At 39.7% G+C, this 12,691-nt stretch carries 5 protein-coding genes; all 5 read right to left on the bottom strand.

The window, feature by feature from the left end; all coding sequences use genetic code 11:
* Positions 1-74: 74 nt before the first annotated feature.
* The 5 genes from AN34_RS12140 to AN34_RS12120 all read right to left on the bottom strand — a co-directional run bounded on the left by AN34_RS12140 (position 75) and on the right by AN34_RS12120 (position 12,662).
* Positions 75-3,740 carry a malectin domain-containing carbohydrate-binding protein gene (locus AN34_RS12140; protein WP_231625542.1) on the bottom strand — a complete coding sequence of 1,222 codons (3,666 nt, stop codon included), beginning with the start codon at positions 3,738-3,740 and terminating at the stop codon, positions 75-77.
* Positions 3,737-6,487 (bottom strand): glycoside hydrolase N-terminal domain-containing protein, encoded by a 2,751-nt coding sequence (locus tag AN34_RS12135; RefSeq protein ID WP_231625541.1) that lies wholly within the window; start codon positions 6,485-6,487, stop codon positions 3,737-3,739. Before AN34_RS12135 ends, AN34_RS12140 begins: the two co-directional genes overlap by 4 nt.
* Positions 6,488-6,553: 66 nt before the next feature.
* On the bottom strand, positions 6,554-8,131 hold the full coding sequence (locus tag AN34_RS12130; RefSeq protein WP_036677118.1) for a glycoside hydrolase family 28 protein: 1,578 nt from the start codon (positions 8,129-8,131) through the stop codon (positions 6,554-6,556).
* Positions 8,132-8,385: 254 nt separating this feature from the next.
* Complete coding sequence (locus AN34_RS12125) at positions 8,386-9,933, bottom strand: glycosyl hydrolase family 65 protein (protein ID WP_029285747.1); 1,548 nt, start codon at positions 9,931-9,933, stop codon at positions 8,386-8,388.
* A complete protein-coding gene (locus tag AN34_RS12120; RefSeq protein ID WP_029285745.1) occupies positions 9,930-12,662 on the bottom strand; it encodes a hypothetical protein in 2,733 nt (910 codons plus the stop codon). Before AN34_RS12120 ends, AN34_RS12125 begins: the two co-directional genes overlap by 4 nt.
* Positions 12,663-12,691 lie beyond the last annotated feature (29 nt).

Raw genomic sequence — 12,691 nt, 5'->3', positions numbered from 1 at the left:
TTAATAAACAAATAATTCATATAAAAATAAATACGAATTTATAGTTTAATCATTTAATGGCATAAATTAGTCGTTTATTGCACATCTAAAGCGTCCACTGTCAGGCTTTTGGCATCAGTAGCCACCAGGCGAAGCTGATAACTTCCTGCATTAATCATACTGCCGGTATTCGTATTTAAATAATTCCATTTACCTGCTTTAGTTGGCAAAAACTCCAGTTCTTCCGTTTTCATTAAGGTGCCATCGGCAGATAAAAATTCCATCCTGGCCTGTAAATTTTTCTCCAGTGGATTATGGTATTTAATGGTGAGGGAATAGGTGTCTGCCACTCCCACTGCAATATTCCATGTTAAAACTCCACCCTCTGCAGCAGTGAAAGTTATCCTTTGTTTTCCCATCAACTCTGCCTTTATCATACCAGCGCCCTTTAAGCTGGCAGCTCTTGCAGGGTAACTGGTTACCGTTTTCAAATCATAGGCGGGCGCTAAATCACTTGGCGGAATAACTGCCACCGTAGCCACATCGGCACCCAGCAGTACTTCCTGCCCTTTTTGAAATCTTTTGCGGTAAACAGTGAATTGCTCCTGGTCACTATTTTCTATTGATGTTTTGGTAGCTTCATAACCATCGGGCATTTTTGAATTTTGGTTCATCGCTACAAATACATCAGCTGTTTCATTGACTTTAAATTTTAGTGGCACTGTTCCATTGCCATTTCTTTTCTGAATCCACTCTGCACCATACCAATTTGGCGGGAGTTGGGTGAACAAGGTTTGAGCCGTTGAAAATTGTTGATCACCAATATCCAACCAGCTTTTGGCAACAAAAAGATGTTCGTCGCTTAGTGTTAAGATAGTATTAAGCTGTTTACCAACCTTTAATTTTTGATCTGCCGTGGCAATAGCAATGGCAGAAATAACAGCCTGACCAACCTTAATCTGAGGAAAGGAAATGACGAGCTGACCTGCCTTTACCTTTACTTTAACCGTTTTTTTTAAAACATGATTTGTTCCTACCTGTTTCCAGATATCAACATCTTTCAAAACAGTCTGATCGTTAACGGCAACATCGAATAGCCTCATTTTTGCTGCTTGCATTCCACCACCAACACCCAGCCATGGTTCGATAAAATAAAGTTCTACCAGGTATTCACCATTAGCAGGAACCGGAAAACTAAATTTCAACTGATCCCGACCGTATCTAAATGATTGAAAAAGTTTCCAGTCTGCTGCTCCTTTTATGGGTGAAAAAGTTCTTCGCTGACTGGCAAAAAACGAAGGAACGCCTGGAAAGGAAGCAGTCCATGAGGTTGATCCATAATTTTGGCTGTTGGCAGATAACTGTTGATCGGCCGACCATTTGTTACCTAAATGATCTTGATAGGATGGTCCGCCACAATTTAAGCGGTATAAATAATTATAATTTTCTTGAGGATTCAAGATGTTTGTATTGCTCACCAAACGATCAAAATTTGGAGATTTCGGAAGACTATTCAATACAATTTGATCTTTTGCAACAGCCTTTCCATTCACATAGCCTACTGCATAGAGTAAATTGTATTTAATGTTTGGCTTGTTCCACTGGAAATGCGTTCCGATAACACCGCGTTTCTGTTTCCCTAGTGATTCACCATCAATATCGTTAAAAAGTTCTACTTCATCGCAGTTTGAATACACAATGATGCTATCCTTCACGCCGGGCTTACTCCATCGGTTTGGCCAGGTATGCGATACGATATAAACCATTGGCTGCGTCTGCTTAGGCGCATAATTGGCCCTGAACATGTAAAAAACATCAGTCGGTTCTTCCCATGGAGTGAACATGCCTTTGTAATTCACCGGACCAATTCGATCCAGATCCCGCAAGCCTTCGCCGCCCTGCACCCGACCCGGATTATCGTGCGAGCTATACAACCAAAAGAAATGTCCAGCCGTTTTATCCTTCACCGTTTCTGCCAAACGCACTTTCGTTTCCATCAAATCGGTCATTTTGTTTTCCGTATATCCATTTCCGTTTGCATACACTTCATGCAAATCGAGCGTTCTCCAGGCACCATATTCGCCAACTAAAACCTGCCTTTTTAAATCCTCGCCATAAGTTAGGGGATTACCCCCATAAGTTCCTGTCCAGTTTTGTGGCACATCCCAATCGGTGCCTTTACCACCATTACAGGTTGTCACCTTCCTTTGCGAGGAGGCCGTTGGATCAAGTTTACGAATCAGTTCGGTACACTCTTTCGCAAAATCTTCTGGCAAGGTACTTTCATTTTCCAATCCCCATAAAACCACTGCCGGACTATTCCTCCGTTCCTTTACCCAATCGGTTAAAAGCTTTTTGAAGTTTGATCTGAATGCCGGCGTATCATACCAGATATGTGCCGCCAGCTGCGTCCAGCATAAAATCCCTTCCTTATCCCAATAATCGGAATACAATAAATTATGTGGCTGGTGTGCATCCCGAAAAGCATTAAAACCGGCTGCTTTGATCTGCCTTACCCTTGAGGAAATCTGTTCATTTGTAAAGGCATGGCTGTTACCAATCAGGTGTTCGTATTCGGCAATACCGTTAATAAAAACAGGCTTTCCGTTTAGTAGAAACACTTTCTGATTGGCCTGTTCGGCAATCGGCCAACTAATCCAGCGGATGCCATATGGTGTTTCTAATTCATCCACCAGTTTTCCATTTTCTACTATGGAAGTTTTTAAAGTGTATAAATATGGATTTTCTAACGACCAAAGTTTCGGATTAATGATTTCGTTAGTCTTTTGAGCCAATTCAATTTCCTTACCGGATTGAATGTTAATATTTTTCTTTAATTCCTTAATTACTTTCCCACTCACATCGATCAATTGATTCAAAACAGTAACGGTCTTGCTTTTCGCTGAATAATTTTTAACCGTTGTAGTAAAATTTAAAACAGCTGATTTTTCTGAAATCTTATTGTCATTCCAGATGTGAACGCCGAAGGGCTCAATTCTGATTTCATTGGTTAAGAGGAGATGAACAGGTCTGAAAATCCCCATAGGCTGCGAACCTTCAGAAAATCCACGTTCGGTTGAGCAACCCCCATCTACCCAGGGTAAATCCTGAATATTGGCCGGATGGTCTGCCCTAACGGCTAAAATGTTTTCCTGATTATTTAACCTGATCGCTGAAGTAATGTCAAGTGTAAAGGTTGTTCTGCCACCGGCATGATAGCCCACTTGTTTGCCATTTAGCCACACGGTAGCATATGAACCAACACCTTCAAAGTATAAGAAAAACCGTTTGCCTGTTTTAAGTTCACTGCTTTTAAAGCTTTTACGGTACCAGGCATAGCCATGTTTGTTGCCATGAAGCTTACGCTGATAGCCTTCATATTGGTCCCAGTTATGTGGAACGTTTACTTTTTTCCAGTTTGATAGTGGGTATATACCCGATTCAAAACCATTATAAGCACTTTTGTTTTTTTCATCAGCAATGGTTTTCCAATTGGTGTTAAGGGAAATGTCTTTTCTGATTTGTGCTAATACGTTTGATGAAAAAAGAGAAATTAATATCATAAATAAGGTGAAAACTGGCGAAATTTTACCCCTCTCTCCTCTTTGAAATTTCGCAAGTTGATCGTTTTGACTTACGGAGTTTCTAATGCCTGTATGATACCAAACTTTGTCAGTCGTAGCGTTATTTGCCATAGAAACTGACGAAATTCTTCTGCCCGCTGCCCATTGAAATTTCGTAAGTTGAATTAATATCTTCATTTCAATTCTCCATTCAGTTTATAGCTTTCTCCAGCTTTCGTATCCATTTCAATTTCCTTATTCAGATATTTCACTTTGCACTTGCCTCCAACATTTGATTTGATTACCAACGAAGTCAGCAGCCCCCTATCCCAGCTTAAATCCATTTCAAAACCACCACGGGCGCGTAAACCGCTAATCTTCCCATATGGTATTTCTTTTGGCAAGGCAGGCAAAACATCCAGGTAACCTTGGTGACTTTGCACAATCATTTCGGCAATTCCGGCAGCTCCACCAAAATTTCCATCAATTTGAAATGGTGGGTGTGCATCAAATAAGTTGACGTACGAACCTGCACCATTCACAGCGGGTTTCATTAACATTTTAACCAGCTTCATGGCATGATTTCCATCTTTAAACCTGGCCCAAAAATTAATTTTCCAGGCTAAACTCCATCCTGTAGCTTCATCCCCACGGTACATCAGCGATTGCCTGGCAGCGTTCATCATTTTTTCATTGCCTGTCCAGGTAATATCATTGCTCGGATAAACACCCCATAAGTGTGAAACATGCCGATGCTTACTGCTTGTATCATCTTTATCTTCCAGCCATTCCTGTAATTGCCCGTATTTTCCAATCTGGTTTGGCGCAATCTGTCTTATTTTTTCCTCAAGCGATTTTCTAAAATCCTGATCTACGTTTAAAACCTGAGCGGCTTCCACACAATTTTTAAACAGCGAACGGATGATTTGATGATCCATTGTTGGTCCGGCTACCAGACCACCATTTTCTGGCGAATTGGATGGTGTGCTAATCAACCACCCTGTTTTAGGATCTTTAATCAGGAAATCCTCAAAAAATAAGGCAGCCTGTTTCATTAAGGGATAAGCTTCCTTTCGTAAAAAATCACGATCCTGATTAAACTGATAATGTTCCCATAAATGCAGACTCAACCATGCACCTCCAGTTACCCAAATTCCGTGATTTGAGGCATTAATTGGTGCCGTTCCATTCCATAAATCGGTATTGTGATGTAATACCCAGCCGTTTGCATGGTAATATTCTTTCGCAGTTAATGTTCCGGCTTTTGCCAAACCCTTGATTTTTTGAAACAAAGGATCATTTAATGCAGAAAGATTAAGAATCTCAGCTGGCCAGTAATTCATCTCCAGGTTGATATTGGTGGTATACTTACTTCCCCAGGGTGGCGTTAACAAATCATTCCATATACCTTGTAGATTAGCAGGTTGTGTGCCCGGACGTGAGCTGGAAATTAATAAATATCGCCCGTACTGCATGTATAATGCAGCAAAAGCAGGATCATTGGAAGTAGAAAACTTTTCTAAACGCTGGTTGGTAGGTAAATTCTCATTAGCCGACGATCCAAAATCTACTTTAAAGGTATTATAGTAACCCTGATACTCTTTAATGTGCGTTTTCTTGATTAAACTGTAGGTTTTACCTTTCAATGAATTTAAGGCCTTTGTATTTGCTGATGCCGGATTCCCCGAAACATCATTAGCATTGATAAAGTTGGTTCCGGCAGTTAAATACAAGGTTACTTCATCAGCTCGGTTAATGCTGATCTTCTGATTAATAACCTGAATAGAGCCACTTTTTATGATTGCGGTTAATCGACTTTCGCCCTTTAAGATGCCATCTTTTACTTGTACAGAGAGCGAAATCGTATTATTTCCCAAGACTTTTATGCTCGATTTTTGATGCAAACTTGATAATGCTGCATTGAAACTGATTGATCCTTTTTTATCGGCAGTTAAATGAACCACAATGGCTTGATTGGGTTGACTGGCAAAATATTCGCGGGTATAATTTGTTCCATTCACCCTATAGCTGGTTGTTGCAATGGCGGTATTTAAATCTAAAGAACGCTTGTAATTGGAAACAGGGGCATTACCATAATGGAAGTTTAAATTGAAATCGCCAAAGGGCTGATAGCTCGCCTGATATTGCGCTATAGCTGGCGGGTTTTGATCCTGGACTTTATATTTCCATGCTTTAACCAGAGAAATACCTTTTTCTACATTTGTTCCTGCAGGATAAATGCCGATATGTTTTGAGGTATCCTTATATCCTCCAATGCCTCCACGATCGTAGTAATTAAGAACCTGAATAGCAATCGTGTTTTTACCTGGCTTAACCAATTTTGCAGGCACGGTATATTTCCGGGCTTCGGCACCTTCTGTATTTCCGACCAATACACCGTTAACATAGGTAAAATCCTGATTAAAGATTTTGTTAAGATCAAGTACTAAATCTTTTCCAGACCAATGCGCTGGTGCTTCAAAAGTAGTTCTAAACCAAACTGCACCATCAACATTGGCCAAACCAACTGTTTCCCAACCTTCATAAGATGGCACTTGCAGGCTTTTCCAAAGATGATCGTCATAAGTGGTCAGGGCAGGATTACCCAAAATTCCATTGCCTGCTTTAATGGCTTTTAACCAGGCATTTCGATTGCCAGTTTCGCTTTCTACTCCCATAAATTGAGCCTGAGCCAAGGCTTCGGCTTCTTTTTGCTTGCCCTCAAAAAGCAGCTTTCTAATTTCCGGGAGATACTGATACGCCCCCTCACGGTTATAATTTCTAGGTTTCCCCGTCCATAGGGTTTCTTCATTAAATTGAATATGATCGTTTAAAACGCCGGCATAAATCATAGCACCCAATCGTCCATTCCCAATCGGTAAAGCATCTGTCCATTTTTCTGCAGGCTTATTGTACCAAAGTTGCTGATGGTTTTGCTGAGCCAAAAGCGAAAGGGAATTAAAAAATATCAGAAGAGTGACTATGCAATATTTCGTTTTAGATCTCATTACCTATAATCCTTTATCTCCAGAAATCACATCAACATTTTCCAAAACATCTTTTTCTTTTTTAATTCCGTTTCTGGCATTTTTGAAATTATTGTTTCCGATTGAAATATTCTTGGTTCCGCTGCCACTTAATTTTAAATAATTAACCGTACCGATCACAGGAAAGGAATTATAAAGAAATAAATCGCTTACATTTTTTAAATCGATCACCGCGGCATTGTTATGAGGTGTATACGTTTTCAGTCCATCGATTATCAAATGATTTACGTTTGAAGCTTTTAATGATGGTCCCATCTGGGTATTTACCTGAACGTTATGGAATTCTATTTTATTAGCAAAACTGATATCAAAGCCTGTTTGAGCATCCATATTGATGTCATTGAAGGTGATGTTTTCAACTGGCATTTCTTCCAGGCCATTTAAATAACCAGCCTGGTTCACTTGCCCGGTAATGTTGCTAAAATGAATATTCCTAAACCTGGGCGTTCTTTGAGTAACGGGCTCTACACTGGTTTTTGCATATTGCATATCCAATACAATGGCCTGTTGTTTAATATTTTTCATGATGATGTTGCTTACACGAATTTCTTCTACCACTCCACCCCTTCCTCTGGCAGTTTTAATCCTGATGCCTCTATCCGTGCCGTCAAATACACAATTAGAAATCGTGATTTTGCGTACATCGCCACTCATTTCGCTGCCAATTACTACCCCTCCATGACCAGATAACATGGTGCAATTGGTAATCACATAATTTTCAGCGGGTGCGGCCATTTTCCTTCCGGGTTCATCCTTACCTGATTTAATGGTAATGCAATCATCACCAACACTAATGTGGCAATCTGAAATATGGACATTCTTACAAGATTCCGGGTTAATGCCATCAGTATTGGGCGAATGAGGGTTATTGATGGTAACTGCATGGATTTTTACATTTTCACAAAATTCCGGATTAACGGTCCAGAATGGAGAATTTCGGATGGTGATCCCATCAATTAGTACGTTTTTGCAAAACATGGTTTGAATAAATGGTGGACGGAGAAAGCCACGTTTCATTTGTTTGGGATCATCCGGCAATACAATATCCTTGTTCAATGCCTCAAATGTGTTTTGCCATTTTGATCGGGCTTGTCCTTCTTTGTATCCTTCTACAAAATCCCACCATTTTTTTCCATGCCCGTCTATCAAACCACGCCCAATGATTGAAATATTTTCAGCTTTATAAGCATAGAATAAAGGCGAAAAAGAAGTAACATCAACACCTTCATAGCGACTTTTTACCATAGGCAGAAAGTCATCAAAATTATCGCTAAAATGCAGTTCTGCTCCGGCATCAATAAAAATGGTGATGTTACTTTTTAATTGGATGGCGCCAGTTAAATATTTTCCTGCAGGGAAATAAACAGTTCCACCACCTGCCTTTGAAGCCGCATCAATCGCTTTCTTAATAGCGATGGTAGCCAGCTTACTGCTGTCATTTTTCGCACCGTATTTGGTTACGTTATAAAAAGATTGTGATTTTGCAGATAAGCAAATTACTGTTGCAAATAGGAAAATAATCGATTTCAAAATATTTTTCATTTGTTCTTTTTATACCCTGATCGGTGACACACCGAACAGTAAGTTTTAATTCAATTTGTTGGTGAGTCACTAACCATAGGTGCGTTAAAACGGTTGACTAGCCATCAACCATTGGGAATTGCTTAGATAAATCTCCAAAGGTCCTCATCATTGCGAAGCCGGACCTGAGCGAGCTGAAGCAATCTAATTCATCAAACTAATATTGCTGCTTTTTGCTTCCTCGTAATAAGGCATCCAATAATGAATAGTACAGTTTAATCAATTTTTACTTTCAACGCCTTCAGATCCTTTCCTTTGTAGATCTCTTTTCCATCTGCAAAAACCATCAAACCCTTTCCTCTATTATATTTTTTACCTGTTTTATCCCATAATACCGTAATGTTTTTTTCGTGATAAGATAAATTATCCAGTTTAAACCAGTCCCATTTGTTCTTGGGAATTAATGGAAAAACCTCCAACACTTTATCCTGGCGAGGTTTGATTCCAATCAAATCATTAATAATTAAATCGCAAAAAGTGGAGTGGTTATAGAAACTACTTCTTGGGTTATCCCCTTTCAACCACTCACCTGTTTTTTCATCCTGATATTCGCCAATATATGGTTTACCATTTTTTACATGAGATGCTGCATATTGATGGAGTTCATTATAAAATACATTTGCATTCATTTTCCCATGATTTTTATAGTTGCTGAGCAGATTAGCCAGGCCTTTTAGAGTTTGTGAAGTGGCAAAAGGCCAAATTGCACCATCCCATTCACAGCTGTGCCCCGAGCCTCTTGTTCTAAATGTTGGTTCTCTACGTTCAGCAGTGGTTAAACCCCAGGGCGCTTTGAAGCCAGCCGTGTCCAGGAGCTGAACCCAGGCTTTGGCATACTGAGGCTTATCATCCGGCAGATTAAAATCCCAGGGAATAAAACCAATGGCTTCTCTAACATCAGCCATACCACCTTTTGCTTTCCTCGTTTCAAAAAATATGTCTTTAGTGTTCCACAAGCTATCCTGAACAAGCTTTTTCAAAGTATTTGCTTTTAACTGATATTTTGCCGCCAGTTGCTGGTTACCAAGCAAAAGCGCAATTTTATTTAAGGCTACTGCATTCCCATACATATAACTGTTAATGGTTGGACGCTGATGCTGATCTTTTCTTGAACCACTAACAGATTCTTCCATCCCATCTTTTACATCGTTTTGCCAGAACAAACCATCCTTTCTTTGTCGCTGAGTTTCCCATTTAGTGTAATCTTCATCCAGGGCAGGTAAAATTTCAGTTAAAAACTGTTGGTCGGGATTTACCAGAAAATTTTGGTAAACGGCATCATCGATCCAACTGCTAAACTGATGAAAACGTTGTTTGCTCTGACCCACATCAGCTTTGTAAAGCCAGAATTTAATGTAATCCTTTAAATAGCCATTGTCTTTAAACCAGCGACCTTCGTAAATATGGTGCCCCAAAGCACAGCTGATGGAGTTGTATTTGCCTGCGTGTTTTACAGGCTCTATAAATTCGGTAAAAATAAATCCCTCCGGACTCTTAACCATGTGTTTCCGGAAAGTCCATAAACGGTAGTAATAATTCTGCTCTAAAACAGAATCCGGACATTCAAATAAGGGTGCCTGCTCTGCCAGAAACTCGAAAGCCTGTGCATTTGGAATATAATTTTTAACCGCTTCTGAATCGATTGAATTAAAATATTCTACATATTTCTTCAACGGATTGGTATTGGCCTTTTGTTGAGCAAAACCAGTTATGGCTATCAGCGATAAGCCTATTGCTGCAATTAAATTTCTCTTTTTTATCATTCAAATAACCAATCTATATCTTTTCCTTTACCATCCAAACCAGCGTTAAATATTCTTAATTCCTGTCGATCATCAATGAAACCTAGTACCAGGCATTCTCCTTTTCCCAAATTTAAAGTATGTGAGCCAGCAGGAAAGGCATAAGCATGAACATTGGCCGGTGGAAAGCCATCCAGTACCAAAGCATTGGAAATTTTAATTTCCGATTGGCCGTAGTTATTTGCACTGGCATCAGTTTCCAATTGTGGCGGAGCCAGGTATTTAGGGTTTTTCTGATTGAAAAACCCAATTAATAGTTTTACAGGCACTTTGGTGGTAAATTTAATTTCAGTACCCACTTTAATTTGTTTTTCTTTAGCTAATTTAATTCCCTTCAATCCGATTAACTGCTCAGCAACTTCTTTGATCCGAACGCTTGTATCCGCAAATACTTCCACATTCTGGTTGATGCTATAAGTTGCAGATTCATTTAAAACGTTAACATCGGCTGATTGGTAAGGGATAATTTTAGCGATAACTGCTCCATTTAAGGATTTTAAAGAATCGATACTTTTTTTGAAGTGATGGAGTTCTTTTGTAAAAACCGGCAACATTTCCTTCCAGTGGATAAAAGTCTTGTCAACGCCACGCATCGGGATTTTACGCTGCTTTGTTTGCATGCTGTTGGCATATAAATAGCTTCTTTCAGTTAACTTAACCAGCTTAGCATAGTGCTCTACACTTTTTTGCAAAAGCGGAAGTGCCTTTTCCAAATCAGTAACATCGTTAGAATATTTATACCTTAAAACCCAAAGGGCAGACTTTACCTTTTCTGCATAAAAATTTGCCATTTCATCATAACAGTACATATCATTTTTAAGGCGATTGAATTCTGCTATATCTTTAGTTGCCTTTACTTCATTGATTGATGCTACGGCTGTTTCCCCATGTTGAACTACTTCTTTAGCAACCTGAACGGGCGTTTCGCCAATATGCCCTTGTCTCTTCCATTCTTTTTCAGCGTACTCGATAATCATCTCGCCTTCAGGCGCTTCAGACTCATACATTAAAGTAAACAAACCGTAGCGAAAAGGATTGATAAGCTGTGTCATTAACATACCTAATGTAAGCGTCTGCCTGTTCCCATCGGTAATGCCATACCTGCGCAACAGTTTTGGCGAAATTTCTCCCGATGCTTCATATGCATTTAAGATTGATTTCCCTCCCGCTAAATTAGTACCATATCGATTAGCCAGTTGCTCAGCCCAATAGTTAATTTCCTGGATACGGTTTCTTTCTGATTTCCAGGCGTATCGCCCCCATTCTTTATACCAGATCCAATCACGATCTACCTCCAAGATCCTACCCTTTACTTTATCTGCCGCATAAGGCCAATCCCAATAACTGTGTTGAGGATACAAATGCAAGCCTTTGGCATGATAGATTTTATTCATGGCCTGAACCGATTTTTGAATAAAATCTGCCGACCCATACCGGAAAGGCTCCAGGTTGGCTAAAATATGTACGTTAGAAATATTTACCGTTCCAATATCAGCTAGCTTCCTGTTCAACTCGGCCCAGGCGCCACGGGGTTCGTATGTGGTTAAAGCCTCACCATTAAATTTATTTTCGGTATAGAGATTTTTGTAAAATGGCAAAGCTGCTTTCATTACAGCCGGTGCATCGGTATCATGGGCACGCAAAACGATGGGTGGTTCAGCTTTAATTCCTGCACTTTTTAAACCATCTTTCACGCCGGGAATAATTGTTTTGGTAAACCAATCGATATCATCCTGACCAACGCCTTCCATGGCCTCACCCAATGCCACCATTAAACCCACATTCGGATATTTGGCCACAAATGCTGCGATAGATTTACGGGTATAATCAGCAATCAACGGCACAATTGGGCGGTTGCGGTCTTGGGTTTTTAAGCCATGCTGATCTGCAAAGGGCTTGGGGATAATAATGTTGTAGAACATCTGAATTACCCAGATTCCACGTTTATCCGCTTCATGTGTTAAGAATTGAAAGATCTCCTCATTTTTTTTCAACGTTGCCTCATCCACTTCCACAGCATAAGGATAATCTTTTAACCGGATCAAAGATGAAAAAGGATGACCATTCCATAAATAAAGGGAATTGTAACGATTATCGACCATCATATCCAGGTATTTAATCCATAGGGCTTTATCATATAGCCATGAGAAAGTTTCTGGTGTGTATGGATACTCATAAACATCATGCCCGGGCAAGTAATCAGGTTTCTGTAAGCCAATACAAGTGCCGCGCAACACCATTTCTGGCTGATCGGCGATCATTATTTGTGCTGGGATTTTATGCTTTGATTTGATTTGATCTGCGAGTTCGAGGCAACCATATAAAGCACCTGATGCATCGGCGCCTAAAATGTATAAAACATTATCTTCACCATAAGCAATTGAAAAACCTTCTTTACCAGCATTAATTGCTTTGTTTTTGAAGGATAGCGGTAACTTTGAAAAAACCTGATCATTTCCAAGTCCGATCACAATGGCATCTTTAACAGCTGCGAACTTTTTTTGATTGACCAGACTGACCTGATAACCCACATTTTTTAAGGCAGAAGAAAGTCGTTCGGCTCCAAACCTGATCCTGGCGTAATCAGAGGAAATAATAATAATAGACTGTTTTTTTTGAGCATAAACCGAATTGGCAGCATTGATCAAAAAATATAGTATACAAAAAAACGGGAATAGGAATTTTCTCATTTTATGGAAGCTGTATTAAATCTCCTTGC

The organism is Pedobacter sp. R20-19 (assembly GCF_000708265.2).
Classification (GTDB): domain Bacteria; phylum Bacteroidota; class Bacteroidia; order Sphingobacteriales; family Sphingobacteriaceae; genus Pedobacter.
The sequence above is the reverse complement of the archived record's forward strand: the minus strand, read 5'-3'. Positions and strand labels throughout refer to the sequence as shown.

What these genes read in the sequence shown, in the direction of transcription:
- AN34_RS12140 (WP_231625542.1), bottom strand. Translation starts at nt 3,740, where the DNA reads ATGAAGATATTAATTCAACTTACGAAATTTCAATGGGCAGCGGGCAGA.
- AN34_RS12120 (WP_029285745.1), bottom strand. Translation starts at nt 12,662, where the DNA reads ATGAGAAAATTCCTATTCCCGTTTTTTTGTATACTATATTTTTTGATC.
- AN34_RS12125 (WP_029285747.1), bottom strand. Translation starts at nt 9,933, where the DNA reads ATGATAAAAAAGAGAAATTTAATTGCAGCAATAGGCTTATCGCTGATA.
- AN34_RS12130 (WP_036677118.1), bottom strand. Translation starts at nt 8,131, where the DNA reads ATGAAAAATATTTTGAAATCGATTATTTTCCTATTTGCAACAGTAATT.